At 42.7% G+C, this 17,682-nt stretch carries 15 protein-coding genes, 8 tRNA genes and 1 pseudogene; 13 read left to right on the forward strand and 11 right to left on the reverse strand.

Annotation, left to right across the window (positions count from 1 at the left end; genetic code table 11):
• Nucleotides 1-87: 87 nt before the first annotated feature.
• A tRNA-Ala gene (locus N482_RS23285) sits at nt 88-163 on the reverse strand.
• A 529-nt stretch (nt 164-692) separates the two neighbouring features.
• On the opposite strand from N482_RS23285, the gene N482_RS23290 reads away from it, so the two are divergent.
• From N482_RS23290 to N482_RS23325, 8 genes are all read left to right on the forward strand, one after another.
• Nucleotides 693-768: transfer RNA gene (locus N482_RS23290), tRNA-Val, on the forward strand.
• Nucleotides 769-787: 19 nt separating this feature from the next.
• Nucleotides 788-863: transfer RNA gene (locus N482_RS23295), tRNA-Val, on the forward strand.
• Between the two features lie 20 nt (nt 864-883).
• A tRNA-Val gene (locus N482_RS23300) sits at nt 884-959 on the forward strand.
• A gap of 14 nt (nt 960-973) precedes the next feature.
• Nucleotides 974-1,049: transfer RNA gene (locus tag N482_RS23305), tRNA-Val, on the forward strand.
• A 47-nt stretch (nt 1,050-1,096) separates the two neighbouring features.
• Nucleotides 1,097-1,172, forward strand: a tRNA-Val gene (locus N482_RS23310).
• 20 nt (nt 1,173-1,192) lie between these two features.
• Nucleotides 1,193-1,268: transfer RNA gene (locus N482_RS23315), tRNA-Val, on the forward strand.
• A gap of 14 nt (nt 1,269-1,282) precedes the next feature.
• Nucleotides 1,283-1,358, forward strand: a tRNA-Val gene (locus N482_RS23320).
• A gap of 148 nt (nt 1,359-1,506) precedes the next feature.
• Nucleotides 1,507-3,135 (forward strand): response regulator, encoded by a 1,629-nt coding sequence (locus N482_RS23325; protein ID WP_063373034.1) that lies wholly within the window; start codon nt 1,507-1,509, stop codon nt 3,133-3,135.
• A gap of 46 nt (nt 3,136-3,181) precedes the next feature.
• Here N482_RS23325 and msrB read toward each other — a convergent pair whose 3' ends face one another.
• The 6 genes from msrB to N482_RS23355 all read right to left on the reverse strand — a co-directional run bounded on the left by msrB (nt 3,182) and on the right by N482_RS23355 (nt 11,453).
• Nucleotides 3,182-3,634, reverse strand: a complete 453-nt coding sequence (gene msrB / locus N482_RS23330) for a peptide-methionine (R)-S-oxide reductase MsrB (protein WP_063379325.1) — start codon at nt 3,632-3,634, stop codon at nt 3,182-3,184.
• Between the two features lie 303 nt (nt 3,635-3,937).
• The gene (locus N482_RS23335; protein WP_063379338.1) at nt 3,938-4,411 is read right to left on the reverse strand and encodes a DUF2919 domain-containing protein; all 474 of its coding nucleotides are present in this window, start codon (nt 4,409-4,411) and stop codon (nt 3,938-3,940) included.
• Nucleotides 4,412-4,442: 31 nt separating this feature from the next.
• Nucleotides 4,443-6,464, reverse strand: a complete 2,022-nt coding sequence (gene ligA, locus N482_RS23340; protein WP_063379326.1) for an NAD-dependent DNA ligase LigA — start codon at nt 6,462-6,464, stop codon at nt 4,443-4,445.
• Between the two features lie 97 nt (nt 6,465-6,561).
• Complete coding sequence (gene zipA / locus N482_RS23345) at nt 6,562-7,269, reverse strand: cell division protein ZipA (protein ID WP_063379327.1); 708 nt, start codon at nt 7,267-7,269, stop codon at nt 6,562-6,564.
• A gap of 16 nt (nt 7,270-7,285) precedes the next feature.
• A complete protein-coding gene (locus N482_RS23350) occupies nt 7,286-10,675 on the reverse strand; it encodes a chromosome segregation SMC family protein (protein WP_063379328.1) in 3,390 nt (1,129 codons plus the stop codon).
• A gap of 46 nt (nt 10,676-10,721) precedes the next feature.
• Complete coding sequence (locus tag N482_RS23355) at nt 10,722-11,453, reverse strand: TrmH family RNA methyltransferase (protein WP_063379329.1); 732 nt, start codon at nt 11,451-11,453, stop codon at nt 10,722-10,724.
• Between the two features lie 245 nt (nt 11,454-11,698).
• Between N482_RS23355 and N482_RS23360 the strand changes: the two genes are divergently transcribed.
• A complete protein-coding gene (locus tag N482_RS23360) occupies nt 11,699-11,992 on the forward strand; it encodes a hypothetical protein (RefSeq protein ID WP_063379330.1) in 294 nt (97 codons plus the stop codon).
• A 62-nt stretch (nt 11,993-12,054) separates the two neighbouring features.
• On the opposite strand, the gene N482_RS23365 is transcribed toward N482_RS23360, so the two are convergent.
• Together N482_RS23365 and N482_RS23370 are read right to left on the reverse strand one after the other, a co-directional pair.
• Complete coding sequence (locus tag N482_RS23365) at nt 12,055-12,642, reverse strand: hypothetical protein (RefSeq protein ID WP_063379331.1); 588 nt, start codon at nt 12,640-12,642, stop codon at nt 12,055-12,057.
• A gap of 53 nt (nt 12,643-12,695) precedes the next feature.
• Nucleotides 12,696-12,968: a hypothetical protein gene (locus N482_RS23370; RefSeq protein ID WP_063379332.1), complete on the reverse strand. Its 273-nt coding sequence runs from the start codon at nt 12,966-12,968 to the stop codon at nt 12,696-12,698.
• 233 nt (nt 12,969-13,201) lie between these two features.
• Between N482_RS23370 and cysZ the strand changes: the two genes are divergently transcribed.
• Nucleotides 13,202-13,927, forward strand: a complete 726-nt coding sequence (gene cysZ / locus N482_RS23375; RefSeq protein WP_063379333.1) for a sulfate transporter CysZ — start codon at nt 13,202-13,204, stop codon at nt 13,925-13,927.
• A gap of 61 nt (nt 13,928-13,988) precedes the next feature.
• Nucleotides 13,989-15,203, forward strand: coding sequence for a glycerophosphodiester phosphodiesterase family protein (locus tag N482_RS23380; RefSeq protein ID WP_063379334.1), 1,215 nt, complete (start codon nt 13,989-13,991; stop codon nt 15,201-15,203).
• A gap of 56 nt (nt 15,204-15,259) precedes the next feature.
• Here N482_RS23380 and N482_RS23385 read toward each other — a convergent pair whose 3' ends face one another.
• Both N482_RS23385 and N482_RS23390 read right to left on the reverse strand, forming a co-directional pair.
• The gene (locus tag N482_RS23385; RefSeq protein WP_063379335.1) at nt 15,260-16,615 is read right to left on the reverse strand and encodes a BBE domain-containing protein; all 1,356 of its coding nucleotides are present in this window, start codon (nt 16,613-16,615) and stop codon (nt 15,260-15,262) included.
• Nucleotides 16,616-16,622: 7 nt separating this feature from the next.
• Nucleotides 16,623-16,874 carry a twin-arginine translocation signal domain-containing protein gene (locus N482_RS23390; RefSeq protein WP_063379336.1) on the reverse strand — a complete coding sequence of 84 codons (252 nt, stop codon included), beginning with the start codon at nt 16,872-16,874 and terminating at the stop codon, nt 16,623-16,625.
• 331 nt (nt 16,875-17,205) lie between these two features.
• On the opposite strand from N482_RS23390, the pseudogene N482_RS23395 reads away from it, so the two are divergent.
• Together N482_RS23395 and N482_RS24595 are read left to right on the forward strand one after the other, a co-directional pair.
• Nucleotides 17,206-17,415, forward strand: a pseudogene (locus N482_RS23395) (IS110 family transposase); the annotation flags it as partial.
• A 121-nt stretch (nt 17,416-17,536) separates the two neighbouring features.
• Nucleotides 17,537-17,682: transposase (locus N482_RS24595; protein WP_155730692.1), on the forward strand; the 146-nt coding region annotated here is incomplete at its 3' end.

A 17,682-nucleotide genomic window follows, 5' to 3' on the forward strand; every position in this document is an offset into this window, starting at 1 on the left:
CCTCTAGACGAAGGGGACACAATATTAATTTTAAACATTCGAAGTTTAAAACTAAACAATGTCACTAGGACTTTTTCAACGAAATTTTGGTGGAGCTAGACGGGATCGAACCGTCGACCTCCTCGCTGCCAGCGAGGCGCTCTCCCAGCTGAGCTATAGCCCCAAACTGCCAACGTCATTTAAGACGTGCATCGCTGAGTGCGGGGCGCATTCTATGCAGGCAGGAAAATAAAGTCAACAATTTTTAGTGAAGTTTTTTCTAACTGCTTTAAAAAAACACCCAGGAGGACACAATATATACAAAACGATTTACAACTTCAATCAAAGCACTTGTTTTCGTTCAATTTTCAACCTTCTCACTGACATGATTTAGCCCTTCATCTCTAATATTATATTGGTGCCAACAAAAACGGGGGGTCACGACCTCAAAGTGTCATAACTCACAATAGTGAAGCAAAAGCCCCGTCCCCTCCCCTGCATCATCAGCTGTTAGTGAGTGTTACTCAGTAAACTCCCTTTACTTTAGACTTCCTTTATAATGAAGAGTTATTGAATTCCAGCTGTTTTGCTTATAATTAAAGCAACTGAACGAATTTTTCATTCTAACTATTGACTCCTTTGTTGTTACACCTATAATAGCGCCCCACAATGACGCGGCACAATTTGAAAAACGTTGTTGTGATTTTAGATATGGGTTGTTAGCTCAGTTGGGAGAGCATCGCCCTTACAAGGCGAGGGTCACTGGTTCAAGTCCAGTACAACCCACCACATATCTATATTCTATATTGGGTTGTTAGCTCAGTTGGGAGAGCATCGCCCTTACAAGGCGAGGGTCACTGGTTCAAGTCCAGTACAACCCACCACTAAATATAGAATGTAATTTGGGTGATTAGCTCAGTTGGGAGAGCATCGCCCTTACAAGGCGAGGGTCACTGGTTCAAGTCCAGTATCACCCACCAAATTACACAATCCCGGGTTGTTAGCTCAGTTGGGAGAGCATCGCCCTTACAAGGCGAGGGTCACTGGTTCAAGTCCAGTACAACCCACCATTAAAATCCGTTTTGCGGTTGGATACTTATCCAGAAAATCTATATTTGGGTTGTTAGCTCAGTTGGGAGAGCATCGCCCTTACAAGGCGAGGGTCACTGGTTCAAGTCCAGTACAACCCACCACTAAATATAGAATGTAATTTGGGTGATTAGCTCAGTTGGGAGAGCATCGCCCTTACAAGGCGAGGGTCACTGGTTCAAGTCCAGTATCACCCACCAAATTACACAATCCCGGGTTGTTAGCTCAGTTGGGAGAGCATCGCCCTTACAAGGCGAGGGTCACTGGTTCAAGTCCAGTACAACCCACCATTCTACTTTCATATCTAGAAACAATTTCCAAATGTTTATTTTCCAGTTAGTTACTTCCTATTGTGCTTGTCATCTTTTGACGAACTATTTTAAAACTTAGAAGAAACGACTAGACTAAAAACATTGGGAGCAACACATTTAGATCAATATGCCAGTTCAACCATTTGTTAATTCAAAAATTTTGATTGTGGAAGAACAACCTCTGGCGCTTAGTTACTTAAAACAATCGCTAGAACGCTTGGCTTATCGCAATGTATTTATTGCTGAATCTGCTGCTGTTGCCAAAGAAAGCTGTCAGACCAATAAATTTGAGCTTATCATTTGCTCTTTTGATTTAAGTAAGCGCCAAAATGGCTATCAGCTTTATGAAGAACTTTTGAAAAAGCGATTAATCAAACGCTGTACTGGGTTTATTTTCACCTCGGCTGAGACCAGCCCAGAGCTCGTACACAGCGTAGTAGAGCTGCAGCCTGACGATTTTCTTGTTAAACCATTTACGATTAAAGATCTCAAAACCCGTATTGAAAGGATCCTAAAAAGAAAACAAGGCCTTAGAAAAATCTATACGCTCATAGATGACGAGAACTATTCTAAAGCGCTAAAGTTTATCAATAGCGAGCTTGATGGCCAACAGCATGCCTATTCCGTTATGTTGCTTAAACTCAAGGGTGAAACTCTACTAAAGTTGAAACGCTTTGATGAGGCTAAACAGTTTTATAAGTCAGCACTAGAGTTACAAAAATTTACTTGGGCCAAATTAGGAATGGTAGAAGCACTCATTGCAAATAATGAAGATTTGACCGCGCAAAAATTTCTTAAAGGGCTTATTGAAAAAAGCGAAACTCGCCTTGCGGCTCTGGACCTCCTCGGGCGCTTGGAAATTAAACTTAACCAGTTTGAACACGCTCAAAAGGCACTGCACGAAGCTTCGCAAATTGCACCTCGAAATCTCTCACGGCAAAAATCACTCAGTACTGTTGCAATGATCAATCACGATTATGAGTGCAGCTACAATGCGCAAAAAGAAATCGCCAGCTTTGCGCGCTACTCTATTCACGACAGCCCAGAGGTATATCTAAATGCAGCACGAGCAGGCATCGACTTTGCATTGGCGACCGACCAACATGAACAAATCCAAAAAATCACCCGACAGACTCAGCAGTATTTAACTGATCTGAAAAAACAATTCCCAAACGCAATAAATCAAACACAAGTGGATGTTCTTAACGCGCGAATGCACTACTTAAAAGACGAGCATAAGAAAGCACGGCATCTCATGGAACAGCTCGAAGACGAACCAGTGATCCGCTCGGTAGACGCAGCATTAGACAAGGCCAAGGCGTTCCATGAACTCGGTTTCCAACATAAAGCTCAAGCCTTGTTTGGGCAAATCATAGAGCATTGTGAACGCCATCAAGCTCAAGAAGATCCCGTTATGATGCGCTACTTACATCAGCAGCATGATGAGCGTAAGGATATTACAATGGGGCCCAAAGAGCTCAATAACCATGCCGTTAAGCAGTTTAATAAGGGAGAACTTGATGTCGCCTTAGAAGCCTTTTCTCAAGCGTTTAGAGTCATGCCTAAGAACGCGAGTATTGCCCTCAATTTATTACAGTGCTTAACCGATGCGACTGGTAAAAAGGGCATTACCTTTAACACTAACTTGGCCAAAAAGTGCTTAAAGGTTTTACAAGACTCCGAACTTGACTCCGAGCAGCTCACTCGCTTCGATAAGTTACTTGCACAAATGAAAGAAATGGGACTTGCCCATTAAAAGATTGGCGTAAAACAAGGGGGCGTATGACACCCCTTATTTAAAATCAACTCACAGTCTCTTGCTTGACCATCGCCAGAGCATTAACACAGTACCTTAACCCGCTAGGCTTGGGCCCGTCAGGAAAGACATGTCCTAAGTGTGCATCACAAACATTACAAACAATTTCAACGCGTGCCATACCATGTGAGTTATCTAATATGTACGCTACCGCTCTGGGATCTGCTGGTTGTGTAAATGAGGGCCAGCCAGACCCACTTTCAAATTTCTCATGCGCATCAAAAAGTAACTCGCCACAGCAAGCACATTCATATTGGCCAGGTTCGAACAAACTACATGATTGCGAACTGAACGGCCTTTCAGTGCCTTTATTGCGAGTAATATGAAATACAGAAGGCTCTAGTAAAGCTTGCCACTGCATCATACTCTTCTCAACCCTTCGTGGTGGTGTAGGGTTGCCCTCGTTGGCCAATTTGAGGATATCTTGCCAAATTAACATGTTGATATTCCTAGTAATATATTATTGTTAATGTTTTCAGCTAATAACACTATTTCGCCTCTCTCGATGTATGGATACACCCTACACTAACTTCATGACATATCTAGGTTTAAACAATACCAGTTCCTATATAATTAACAACTGGTATACATCAGATGAGCTTTAACAAAAAATCATCATATCACCCGTGACTTCTCATTAAGTAAAATAAGCAAACTCACCACTAAAACCGTCACTGTTTACGTTCACGAGAACGACAAAACCCTACTTTACATTTAGGCTTTTGGTCGCTTTTGCGTCAAGCTATTTAGCTTCTGGTTCCGGCCAATCACTAAAAAAACACGTTAAGTAACGGCTCTGAATTAGATACAAAGTTACCCATGAAACCAGTACTATCTGACTCGCTAGGTAAAAGGAAAATTGGTAGTGACCATTTGCAGCTTGCATTACAAGCCAGCCTAGATCTAAAAGGGCCGCAATCAGTAGAGGCCAGCGCATATATCCCCAAAGCTCTCCCCAACGGGTCGAACTACTTGGGCGACGCATTGAAAAAACCAGTGCAGGTAATAGCGCAATAGCAGCGATACCGATGGCAACAAAGAAGTTACTTTTGACAGGGAAAAACAGACTCATAATATCCAAGTCAGGGCGCCAAGTCAGCGCCGACATGAGCCAAATTAAAAAGGGGCGTAAGAGCACAATTAAAGTCAAATTAAAGCCAATTGGTGTTCTGTAGACACCGTATTTGTCCCAATACTCTGGTCCAAAGCGACCTATTAATTTACTCACGCTACCCCCACTTGTTTATTTAACCTTGATGCTTTTCAAATAACGCGATTAGCGCAGCTTCATCCATAATTTCAATGCCTAGATCCTGTGCTTTAGTCAGCTTAGATCCCGCTTTTTCACCCGCAATTAACGCATCTGTGTTCTTTGATACACTACCAGCTACTTTAGCGCCAAGTGCTTGAAGTCGTACTTTTGCATCATTGCGGTTTAACTCACTCATGGTACCTGTTAGCACATACGTCAAGCCAGCAAGCGGCTGTACATACTCTGCAGGCGCTGCGATTTCTGGCCAGTGAATACCGACTTCTAGCAACTCAGAAACGACTGTCTGATTGTGCAGCTCTTTGAAAAACGCGTTGATATGATGTGCAACCACCACTCCCACATCACTCACTTCTTGTAAGCTTTCAATGGTGGCATTCATCACCTTTTCAAGGGTTAAGTAATGGTTTGCTAAATTTTGAGCCGTCGCTTCGCCCACTTCACGTATACCCAACGCGTATAAAAATTTAGCTAAAGTAGTTTTCTTGCCAATCTCAAGTGCATCTACCAAGTTTTTAGCCGACTTAGGGCCCATGCGCTCCAGCGACTCAAAGTGCCCTTGGCGTAACTTAAACAACTCGGCAGGTGTCTTAATGAGCTCTCTGTCCACCAGCTGCTCAACAATTTTGTCACCAAGGCCATCTATATCGAGCGCCTTGCGAGAAGAAAAGTGCTTAATGGCCTCTTTTCTTTGCGCCTGACAAACTAGCCCACCAGTACATCGCGCAACGGCTTCCCCTTCAACACGCTCCACATGAGAATCACAGACAGGACAGGTATCAGGAAATTGGATCTCTCTGGTGTCATCTGGGCGTTTATCTAAAATAACTTGCGTGATCTGTGGGATCACATCCCCTGCACGACGAATGATCACATGGTCTTTTACTTTGATACCTAAACGATCTATCTCATCTTGATTGTGAAGCGTCGCATTAGAAACTGTAACTCCTCCCACAAAAACGGGGTCAAGACGAGCGACTGGCGTAATAGCACCTGTGCGCCCTACTTGGAATTCAACATCCAATAACTGAGTGACTTCTTCTTGGGCAGGGAATTTGTATGCAATTGCCCAGCGCGGCGCACGTGCCACAAACCCAAGCTGTGACTGTTGCTGTTTGTTATCGACTTTAATAACAACGCCATCTATTTCATAACTAAGCCGATCACGGCGAATAAGAATATCTTGGTAATAACTGATCGCCTGTGCAACACCTTCAACTCGTTTGGTTTCAGGGCACATAGGTAAGCCCCACTGTTTTAGCTGCTCAAGTTGACCAAAATGTGTGTTATCCAGCTCCGACCCTTCGATTGTGCCCATTGAATATGCGTAAAACATTAATGGTCTTTGAGCCGTTACCTTTGAATCTAGCTGACGTAAGCTTCCTGCTGCGGCATTACGTGGGTTAGCAAATGTCTTTTCATCTTTGGCCAAAGCGGCCTCATTAAGACGGTCGAAGCCAACCTTATCCATAAATACTTCACCACGTACTTCTACCTCAACAGGGATATTTTCCCCTCTTAGGCGCAGCGGTATATTGCGTATAGTTTTAACATTTTCAGTAATGTTTTCACCTACTTGGCCATCACCACGAGTCGCCGCTTGTACTAGTACACCATATCGATACAAAATCGACACCGCTAAACCATCTAACTTCGGCTCACAACAAAAGTGCAACTCATTACTTTCTAGCAAGCGCTCTTTTATACGGCGGTTAAACGCATTGAATTCATCTTCACCAAACGCATTATCAAGCGATAACATCGGTACTTTATGTGTAACTTGTTCAAACTTGCTTAGTGCCATTCCCCCAACTTTTTGTGAAGGAGAGTCAACACTTAGAAACTCAGGATGTTGCGTTTCTAGGTCTACCAGTTCGCGCATTAGCCTATCGTATTCAGCGTCTGGCACTGACGGCATATCTAAAACATAATACTTGTAATTATGATCTTCTAATTGCGCCTTTAATTCATTGATTCTATTACTGATAGATTCGGACATTTCAACCTCTTAATAACACAAAAGCCACCGGCTAATACCAGTGGCTTATTTTATCTTTTGCGCTTGTTAAGTACAGAGCACAAAGCATAATTACATGCTATGCAGCAAATTCACGTACTTTTTCGACATATGCTCTAATTGTATCGACAGTTAGTGGCTTGCGGGCACTGTCTAGTACCTGCGCACCAAACTCATCTGAAAGTTTTTTGGCTGCACTATGAAGCATATTAAATGCCGCCATGCTATCCCCTTCGCAAGGTAGCGTCATAAACAAGCTCACACCTGCGGTGCTAAATTGTTCCATATTGTCTATATCAAATGTACCTGGGTTATACATATTCACTAAACGAAATAGCACAGGGCCATTACCAGATGACTCAACATGGCGATTAAAGAAGCCTTCTTCTGAATACTTAAAACCTAAACTCAGCACACTAGGTAAAAGCTTTGACCCTGCCATTGTGAGCCCTTCAGGCATTTGAATGTGCAAGATAATAAAGTCTTGGGGTTCTGGAGCGGGCTGAGATGCAGAGTTCGTCTCTGATGCCTCGTGTTGTTGCTCCTCGTCAGAATCGTGTAAAACAGGCTCTTCAATTGTGGCTTTAGGTTCTTCTTCTACTGCCGTAAAGCTCATATCATTAAGTTCTGGCTCTGATGTTTTCATATCATCCATCGGTGCTGGTACATCCTGTCTGCTACCATCTTTGTCTTCTTTTTTTCTAACAGACCATAACCCATGAATCAGTAATCCACCTATGATCAATGCACTGATCACGATTAATGCCCATCTTAACTCTGTGGCCATTGTTCACCTTTACTTATTAAGTATGTGCCATTTGCACTGCTTGTTCTATGTCCACGGCAACTACACGAGAAACCCCAGGTTCCGCCATAGTTACCCCCGTCAGCCTTGCGGCCATTTCCATCGCCACTTTATTATGGCTAATATAAATAAATTGCACCGCCTGTGACATTTCTTCTACTAAACGGCAAAAACGCCCGACATTAGCATCATCCAATGGCGCATCTACCTCATCCAACATACAAAATGGAGCTGGATTTAATCTAAAGATAGAAAATACCAATGATAATGCGGTCAACGCTTTTTCTCCACCACTTAGCAAATGAATTGTCGAGTTTTTCTTTCCTGGTGGTCTTGCCATTATAGTAACACCACTTTCTAACAAATCATCACTGGTGAGCTCTAAATACGCACTTCCCCCACCAAAAACTTTTGGAAATAGCTCTCCAAGTGAGCCATTAACCTCATCAAATGTCGCCCTAAACCGTGTTTTTGTCTCTCTATCAATTTTACGGATGGCGTTTTCAAGCGTTTCCAGTGCCGCGGTTAAGTCATTGAGCTGTTCATCAAGGTACTTTTTACGCGCCGACGCTTCATCATACTCTTCAATAGCTGCTAGGTTAACAGCACCCAGCATTGACAGCTTGTGACTTGTTGCAGCCAATTTACTTTGATACACACCTTGCGTCATGTCTTTATTTAAAGTCGCTAGCACACCTTTTAAAGTTTGCTTTAACTCAAGAAGCGGCTCTAGTGCAGACTGCGCTTTTACCACTAAACTTTGCTCTTGTAACTGGAGTTGCTGTTTTTGCTCCTTCAGCTTGAGGCTTTGTGCTTGTGAGTCCTGCACTGACAGTTGCTTTTCAGCAAGCTGTTGTTTGGCATTTTTTACCTCTAATTCCAGCTCCTCTAACTGCACCTTTTGTGCCTGATGGTCGCCTATCAGGGTTTGAATTTGCGTTTTAATCTCTTCAGTTGGTAGCTCCAACTTGGTTAACTGGGCTTTGTTAGAGTTCAGAGTCGCTTCACATTGCGCTAAGCTTTGTTGTAAGTGTGCCGACTTTGTAGCGCTAAGTTGCTGCGTACTCTGTGCTTGCTGCAATGTCAATTTGGTTTGGTGTACACGCTCTTGCAGCTGATTTTTACGAAGCTGTATGTGGGTATATACCTGCTTATGCTTTTCGACTGCTTCTTTGCGCACTGCCGCCTGCCGCTGCAATAAATCAGCCTGCTCAGCTTGTAGTTCATGTTGAGCAACCAGCGCATCACGCTCTTTTTGATGCATTATTAAAGTGTCTTCAACATCTTTTAATTCAACGCACAATTGCTCGGACTGTTGTACCCATTGTGCGTGTTGTTGCTGTAAGACTTCGATACGGCTCTTGTTGCCTGCTATATCTTGAGCAATGCGATGAATATCCTGCCTATTTGTTTCAACTTGTGCCACAAACTCAGTGTGGATCTCCTTGAACTCTGCTAAACGCCCTTTGGTTTGGCTCACAGACTTCTCAAATTCAGGTATGGTGCTCGATAGCAACTCAAGCCTGGCATATTTAGCAAGCTCGCTATTTTCATTGTTACTCGGCTCGGTTATAAAGTTTTCACCATATAGCTCACCAGACTCGTCTACTGCCAAGAAAAATTGAGCACATGGCACAAACTGGCGAGATTTATCAAGCCATTTAATATGATTTAAAAAACTTGGATATACACCTGATACAATCAATTTTGCGACACTTTCTGGGTGGGGCATATGCGAAGAAGGCCACAAGCCCCCTTCTTCATTTGGCCTAGTCAAATGAAGTTCAGTGATACTAAACAATGCCCGTTCAACAACTTGTGTATGCATTGAATCCACTTTTAATTGACTCAGAAAGCTTTGATTAGTTTCAGACCCAACTGTACCAAGTAACCCAGACAGCATGTCCCTTTCTGTCGTTTGCTCTAAAAGCTGCTGGCTCTGTGTCGATAGCAAATCTTCACATGCTTTTACCTGTCGCTCTGACGCAGTCACTTTTTCCACTAGTTTTTGTGAGAGGCTTTGTAACAAAGCCATCTCTTTGACCATTGCCTGTTGCTTTGCTTGTTCTTGAGATAAAGTTTCTGCACTGTTTTGCGCTATCAATACTGATTGTTTATCTGTTAATCCTTTGCGCTTTTCTTGCTGGTGCGAATACGCTTGGTCCAGTTGCTGCAACTTGTTATTTTCATTGTTTAAATTGGCCTGAGCTTCATTTAATTGTAATTGAGCCAACTCTAATTGCTGTTCAACGTCTTCTGTTTTTTCGTGTGCCTCTTCATAAAGCGCTGTCACTTCATCCAGTTCTGCTTCGCATATCACCACCGCTTCTGCTGCATCATCATACTGCTGTTGATGTGTCTCACTCGAGTGTTGCTGCTCATTTAGAAGTTGTTGTGCATTTTCATGCTCTTGACCAAGTTTACTTTGCGCTTCTATGAGTTCTTGGCGTTTCTCACCTAAGTGCACTTTTTGTTGCTCAGCACGGGTGAGCTCGGTATGTATTTTATGTAGCGACTGCTGCGCAACGGTGAGTGCATCAGTTAGATGCGTTACCTGTTGCTCAAAGCTCGCTATCACATCACTCTGCCCGCCGTGCGCTTGCTCTAAGAAGGTTAGTTTTTCATCCAGTTTACCAATTTCAGCAACTTTAAACTGGAGCTTGTCATTAAAATCCTGCCACTTTAATACCGCAAGTTGCCCTTTTAATGTTCTTTCTTGCGTTTTTAAATCTTTATATTTACGCGCCGACTCTGCCTGTTTTGCTAGTCTATCGAGCTGAGATTGCAGCTCTTGGCGCATATCTAATAAACGCTCTAAGTTATCGCGCGTGCTTTTGATGCGGGTTTGCGTCTCTCTCCTGCGCTCTTTATATTTAGATACTCCTGCTGCTTCTTCTAAAAACACCCGAAGTTCGTGGGGTTTACTTTCGATAAGACGAGAGATCATCCCTTGTTCAATAATCGCGTAACTGCGCGGCCCTAAACCTGTACCTAAAAAGATATCTGTGATGTCTCGACGACGACATTTACTGCCGTTGAGGTAATACAATGACTGACCATCTCTCGTAACCAATCGCTTTATGGCAATCTGATTTCTATCCACCAATGAACCAGACAGTGTTCCTTGAGTGTTATCAAACATGAGTTCTACGGAAGCTTGAGAAATGGCTTTACGGTGTGTTGAGCCATTAAAGATAACGTCCGTCATGGCATCACCGCGCAGGTTTTTAGCCGAACTCTCACCAAGTACCCATCGAACTGCATCGATCACATTTGACTTCCCACAGCCATTTGGGCCCACGACACAGGTCATCTGATCGGGAAATGGGATCTTCATTGGATCTACAAAGGACTTGAAACCAGCCAGTTTAATGTGACTTAAGCGCATAGAAAGTTTTAATTATGAGACCAAAAATTTACTTACACGACTCACGCTACACTGCGCGGCGTATGTTATCAAGAATGATCCCTGTAGCCATCGCCACATTCAAAGACTCGGCTCCTCCAAATGCAGGAATCGTAATCGGCTGGTTGATATATTGGCTCAGATGTGGCCGAATCCCATGAGACTCACTGCCCATAACTAATACGCCACTTTGACTAAATGCAGTTTGATGAACATTTTCTCCATTTAAATAGGCGCCATAAATTGCACCATTATAATGACTTAAAAAAGGCTCTAGATCTGTGCGGACGACATTAATACGGGCAAACGACCCCATCGTTGCGCTAATCACTTTTGGGTTTAAGTGGTCGGCACAATCTTCGCTTACCACAATCTGCTTTAAGCCATACCAATCTGCAACACGAATAATGGTACCTAAATTACCGGGATCAGATACGCCATCGAGTGCCAATACTAAACCACTTTTATCGATGCTTTGCTGCTCTGGAATAGGCACAATTGCGATGGCAGCATTGTTGGTCACTAAAGTGCTTACTTTACTCAATACTTGCTCGTCGCATTCAGTCACTTTACTGTTTTTCAATTCGTTTTGGTGAGCACCAATAAATTGAGGTGTCGCAAAAATATGTTGTACTTCAATTTGAGCAGCCAGCAGCTCTAGTACATTTTTTTCACCCTGTACTAAATAAAGACCATGTTGCTTGCGGTATTTCTTTTGCGCCAGCGCTCTAACTAGTTTTTGTTGGTTTTTAGACAGCATACTCACCTCATGTGGTTAAGAAGCGAAGTATATACAGAATCAGGCATAAAAGGCAGTGTAATTACTGACAACCCACGATCTAGACTCTCTAAATATTGTCAAAGTACACAGATTGATTACTTTGCAGACACGTTGATATGTGATTACAATGTGCCACAAATAAAAGCTTAAAGCTTAGGTTATGCAAAGCTGAGTGCTGGGTAGCACATGTACTTTGCAGGTTTTCAATTTTCTGAGACGCAGTTATGTCCCCAGAGTTCCATGTAATTTTACTCAATGCAGCTATTTTACTAATAGCTTATTTCGTCATTTATCCGAGATATGCGGGTAACGATTTTAAAAAAATTTCAGCGCAAGACTTCATCGCATCTATGGTGTCATTAGGCGTTGTGGGTTCGGTATATTTTGGTACAGGAGCTGAGTTTAGCTTGATTTGGTTCAATGTAACTTGGACTTGGTTTACCCTTGTCACCTTTACACTCATCGAACTCCCGTTATTTTACTTGTATGCCAAACGGCACAACGTTAAGTTACCTTAAAAACTAAAAAAGGCATCATATAGATGCCTTGGCTTTAATTTACATTAACTTTGGGGGAACTGTTACATTTCTCTATGGTGCAGCACGCTTTCCACAACATCTTTAAACGCACTGCTCGATTTGAGTGCAGTGATGGTACGGCTACTGCTTTTTACCATATCAATAAAATCAAAATAGCCCACAGCATTTGCTTGCTGACCAACTACTAATAAATAGGCTAGACCATCCTCTTCCATCGTCGCCATTATATCTCCCACTCTCGCATTCAATACCTGAGAAGTAGAAATCTGACGGAGTGCCGTTAACGGCACCATAACATCACTGACAGTCAATTCATTGCGTGTACAACCTAACGCCTGTGCTTTTGCCAAAATGAACCGACTACCTAATTGCGCCATAGAGATAAAACCAAGAGGCTGGCCATTCATATCAATAACAAGTGCTGTTGCTTGGTGTGTTTTATCTAATACCAGCAAGACTTCATCAATAGTGGCGTGTTGATCAACCTCTGTGGTTGGTAAAGGATGTAAAAATTGTTCTGCTGGCAATTGCTCTTGTACTTCATTAGATGCAATAGCAGTCATTGAATTTGTTTTTGCAACGGTATCGGTTTCTACCGAATTTGTTTTAAGCGCACGATAATAACCCATGGATCACCTCAATCACGATTATAAAATAAAGAAAATTTTAAAATTAAGCGTGTTTAGTGTGTAGGTGGTGCGCGGATCTGGTTTGTAAGAGCGGAGTTGGATTGAACAACAAAACGTGTAACAAGATTGCATTCAGCACACGCAATGTCACGACTGGAAGCACCGAGCGTTAAGGCATCATCGAGGTCAATATCTAAAAGCTGAACATCAATATCAGCCAAGACCTCAACAACCTGTTGTCTTTCATCAGCTGCATTAGCGCCCGCCGTCGTTACACAAAGTAACGTCGCAAAGCTTAATGCAAACAGTACATGAAAGATACGCATATTCAATGATTTCCCAAATAAGTATATAAAATAGTTTATGGACTCACTTACGTGTTTACAAGGGGGGTTGATACACTATTTGCCCTGTAGAATTGTAAGAGAGTGTGACATTTACACTCTAGCTACTGAATTTTATATGTTTTATTTACAATGATACAGATCAAAAAAGCACTACGTTAATTTTCAGAAGCGATTATAATAAATAGCAACTGTTCCTAATTTAGAGTTTACTTATGCAATTAACAAAAGGGATGGAGTATTTCATAGCAGGGTTTTCCATGCTGGGTCAAAAAGGACTTAAGCGTTTTGTTTTCATTCCACTGCTGATCAATATTCTATTATTTGGTAGCTCACTATTTTTTCTTTTTGATTGGCTTACTCAAGGTTTCGAATACCTAAGGTCAATGCTGCCGAGTATATTAAGTTGGGTTGAGTGGTTTTTGTGGCCTTTGGCCATTGTAATTATTCTGTTTAGTTACAGCATGGTGTTTACTGTTATCACCAACTTTATCGCTGCGCCATTCAATGGACTGTTATCTGAAAAGGTAGAAATGCACCTCACAGGCCAAAAAATTAATGACGATGGCTTAGCAGATGTGCTTAAAGACGTCCCGCGCATGGTCGGTAGAGAATGGACAAAACTCCGTTATTACTTACCTCGTGCTCTTGTCTTTTTCGTTATGCTTTGGTTTCTTCCCGTTATTGGTCAGATTCTGTGGATATTGTTTACTTGTTGGATGTACAACGTGCAATACAATGATTACCCATTTGATAATCATAAGATCAGTTTCAATCAAATGAAGCAAGAGCTGAAGGGTCAACAAGGGCTGTCTTACGGTTTTGGCTTTGCAGTGTTTGTGCTCACCGCGATCCCATTTGTAAACTTAATCGTGATGCCTGCCGCGGTGTGTGGAGCAACCAAACTTTGGGTTGAAAACTATCGAAGTAACTATCGCTAAGCACTCATATAAACGTCACAATTCATACCGATAATAGCTAAAAAAACCATACTAGGACGTTATGAAAACTTTAGCTAAAATCGTAATAAGTACGGCACTGCTTAGCAGTGCCTATACAAACGCCACTGCACAGCTTGGCCCTCGCCCCTTTTATTTATTGGATCAAATGGCACCGGGTGCGTTAAAAACTAAGCTCTCTCGCTGCGTAAATAGACCTTTTTTTAAAAGTGACTTTTCTATCGGTCACCGAGGTGCGCCAACGCAATTCCCAGAGCACACAAAAGAGTCATATATTGCGGCTGCAAAAATGGGCGCTGGTGTATTAGAGTGTGATGTTACTTTTACCAAAGACAAAGAGCTCGTATGTCGCCACGCACAATGTGATTTACACACCAGCACCGACATATTAATACGGCCTGAGCTTGCCGCTAAGTGCTCACAACCATTTACCCCAGCAGATCCCGAAACAGGCACTCTAGCAAGTGCGCAATGTTGTGCGTCTGATTTAACGCTTGAGGAGTTCAAGCAGCTTAAAGGTAAAATGGATGGCGCAAACCCAAATGCCACCACAGTAGAAGAATATGTGAAAGGTACCGCTAGCTGGCGCACAGACTTGTACTCTGCAACCGGCACGTTGATGAGCCACGCAGAAAGTATTGAGCTGTTCAAGTCTTTGCGTGTAAAAATGACGCCAGAGCTAAAAGCACCTCAAGTACCAATGCCATATGAAGGCATGACCCAACAAGATTATGCACAAAAAATGATTGACGAATACAGAGCTGCCCGCATACCGGCACATAGAGTATTGCCTCAGTCGTTCAATATTGAGGATGTTCAATATTGGCGTCACAACACGCGTTATGGTCGAAAAGGGGTTTATTTAGATGGACGCTATGATGACCCGAAGTTTGACCCCAGCAACCCTCAAACGTGGCAGCCATCTATGGAAAACATCAAAGCCAGTGGAGTGAATATAATTGCTCCGCCTCTTTGGGTACTACTTACACTCGACGATGAAGGTAAGATTGTGCCTTCTGAATATGCACGTGCAGCTAAAAACGCTAACCTCAAAATCATTACTTGGACACTCGAACGTTCAGGGCTTATCTCTCAAGGTGGTGGTTGGTACTATCAAGGGATCAGTGAAGCTATCAAAACGGAAGGTGATGTCTATACGGTATTGGATGTACTAGCAAGACAAGTTGGTGTAAAAGGCGTATTTAGCGACTGGCCTGCAACAACTACTTTTTATGCAAACTGTATGAACCGCTATTAATTACGCGGTTGGATGACATTATGATGCGCAATATTTTGCGCATCATTTATTTGAGATTAAGCTTCTATTGACTGAGCATGATTAAGCCGATTCGTCGGATCTAATAATCGTTTCACTTGCTGCAGTCTCGGATAATTGCCTTTGTAGTAAAGGTACTGCCAATTTTGGATGTCAGTATCCGCATAATTGACATAGCATCCATCCATGGTGCCATCTGGTACTGGCCCAGCTTTACCATACATCTTTTCGTAAAGGTTATTCATCCAACCAATGTGGTAAGGATCTTGACCGGCCTCAAACCAGTACGTTTGATATTGCAACTTCATCACCGAATTGCGATGAGATACAGCTGTATCAGAAGAGGAAAGCGCATTGATTTGGCCACCATATGATGAGATTTGTACCATACCTCCGGGGCTTAGATAGTCACCGTTGCGTAACTCATACCACAAAGTACGTATCTGGGATTCTGGGAATGGCTTATTCATGTAGGCTGATTTATTTTTGCCTCGAGCACCAATCAACGGACCTGCGTTATATTGGGTACCGTACCACCATGGTAAACTAAAATAACTGCCTGGAGGGGTTGGACGTGGTGGTGCATCTTCTTGGCTTTGTAGCCCCATATGATCGGAAGTACGAAGCCCGACTTTTGCTTGTGCTAATTGTGTAGACGAAAAGACTGCATCCAGAAACTCGTCAATCAACCCGGGATCGCCGCTACTAAATAACTGTATACGAATATCGCCACTGCCACCGACTGAATTTGGTACCGACATCGAAGAGTGCAATGCATTAAAGCGACTTTCAGGCCCATTATTCTTAGTCCAAAATTCTCCGTAATTTTTCAGCAATGCCGCAAATTGCGTGTAATCTAAGCTACCCCAAGGAATCGCGACCTCTTGCGCGTGAACAAAAGCAGGGACATCAGGCAAATCTTTGAAGTAATACTTAGTAACTATCCCAAAGTTACCACCACCGCCGCCTTGATGTGCCCAGACAACCTCGTCAGCTTGTGAAGATTGACCTTTGAAGTACTTTCTTGGGTAATTTGCTTGCCCTCCCCACTCATTGAACGAAACGAGCTCTACACCAACCAAATAGTCACTAGACAATCCATACTGACGTGAATGGACACCAAAACCACCGCCACAAATATGCCCACCAATACCGACACCAAAGCATGAGCCTGCGGGAATGATCTTGCCAAACTCTTTAAACAACGTTTTATAGGTATGGCCTAGATTTGCTCCCGCTTCCACCACATAGTAATCGCCATCTTTGTATATGCGGTCCATATTACTGATGTCGATAACAACGCCATTATCGTTATCAACAAACCCCTCATAACAATGGCCGCCTGCCCGCACGGTAATGCGTTTACCTTGTGCAATTGCATCCCTCGCAGCCATATAGACTTCATGCGCCAATATAGGTTGGCTGACTTAAAAACCGCATATTAGAACCAAGCAGCATCGAAATATATCTTGGGTCATTGCCATATACCTTGTGGTACTGGCCATAGTCCCCTCGCGCATGTGCTGACGTTGAATTCAGTACCAGTGGCACTGCGCCAATTGCACTGCCAACTGCCAACGACTTCTTCAAAAAGCTGCGACGAGAGGTCTGCTCAGCGAGGTGTGCTGAAATACCTTTATCATTGTTATCCATAGTACTTTCCTTATATGTTATTGTTATCGACCACATAGCTCTGGCCACCAGCCAAACCCGACATGGTGATATACGTGGCTTTCTCAATGTAGCAATAAAAAGGACAAGGACTGTATAGAAATTAGACGAGAGGATGGTTGGCGATAGACATACTTTGACGAAGCCGCATGATTTAATTAGCCCAAAGAGCCAGTAAGTAATCACATAAGTATGTATCAAAATATTTCCAGGAACCTAAATTAAAGGGGGGTGATGAGATGGACACTCCAAAATCGGCGTCAATGCGCCAAACTGAAGGTGTTAATAACGACAGTTAACAGGAGCATCCATCATGAGTAACGTTAGTATATTGAGCATCGATTTGGCAAAAAATGTATTCCAATTGCTAGGCATCGATCAGTCTGGTAAACCTTTCTTATCAAAGCGCCTATCTCGAACAAAGCTTTATGAAGCTCTAATCAACTTGCCTACCTGCGAAGTTGTTATGGAGGCTTGTAGTTCATCTCATTATTGGGGCCGTGTATGTTTGGCTGCTGGTCATCAAGGACTCAAGGGCAAGCATTTGAATGGGATGCCCAATTGCCTCGTACCGGCAAGAATGAACTGGTTTAATTGAGCCGGACACTTTAATAATGGACAATGTTCTAATATTGAGGTGTTAAATGACAAAACGAAAAAACAAAAAAACAAAAAAACAAAAAAACAAAATTTATACAACAGAATTTAAACAAGAAGCAGTTGCTTTAGTAACAGAGCAAGGCTATTCAGTTTCTGAGGCCGCAGCCTTTTTAGGGATCACAACCAAACT

Source organism: Pseudoalteromonas luteoviolacea NCIMB 1942 (assembly GCF_001625595.1).
Taxonomy (GTDB): domain Bacteria; phylum Pseudomonadota; class Gammaproteobacteria; order Enterobacterales; family Alteromonadaceae; genus Pseudoalteromonas; species Pseudoalteromonas luteoviolacea_A.

Coding starts and splice junctions, on each gene's coding strand:
- N482_RS23325 (WP_063373034.1), top strand. CDS start 1,507: ATGCCAGTTCAACCATTTGTTAATTCAAAAATTTTGATTGTGGAAGAA.
- msrB (WP_063379325.1), bottom strand. CDS start 3,634: ATGTTAATTTGGCAAGATATCCTCAAATTGGCCAACGAGGGCAACCCT.
- ligA (WP_063379326.1), bottom strand. CDS start 6,464: ATGTCCGAATCTATCAGTAATAGAATCAATGAATTAAAGGCGCAATTA.
- zipA (WP_063379327.1), bottom strand. CDS start 7,269: ATGGCCACAGAGTTAAGATGGGCATTAATCGTGATCAGTGCATTGATC.
- N482_RS23350 (WP_063379328.1), bottom strand. CDS start 10,675: ATGCGCTTAAGTCACATTAAACTGGCTGGTTTCAAGTCCTTTGTAGAT.
- N482_RS23355 (WP_063379329.1), bottom strand. CDS start 11,453: ATGCTGTCTAAAAACCAACAAAAACTAGTTAGAGCGCTGGCGCAAAAG.
- N482_RS23360 (WP_063379330.1), top strand. CDS start 11,699: ATGTCCCCAGAGTTCCATGTAATTTTACTCAATGCAGCTATTTTACTA.
- N482_RS23365 (WP_063379331.1), bottom strand. CDS start 12,642: ATGGGTTATTATCGTGCGCTTAAAACAAATTCGGTAGAAACCGATACC.
- N482_RS23370 (WP_063379332.1), bottom strand. CDS start 12,968: ATGCGTATCTTTCATGTACTGTTTGCATTAAGCTTTGCGACGTTACTT.
- cysZ (WP_063379333.1), top strand. CDS start 13,202: ATGCAATTAACAAAAGGGATGGAGTATTTCATAGCAGGGTTTTCCATG.
- N482_RS23380 (WP_063379334.1), top strand. CDS start 13,989: ATGAAAACTTTAGCTAAAATCGTAATAAGTACGGCACTGCTTAGCAGT.
- N482_RS23385 (WP_063379335.1), bottom strand. CDS start 16,615: ATGGCTGCGAGGGATGCAATTGCACAAGGTAAACGCATTACCGTGCGG.
- N482_RS23390 (WP_063379336.1), bottom strand. CDS start 16,874: ATGGATAACAATGATAAAGGTATTTCAGCACACCTCGCTGAGCAGACC.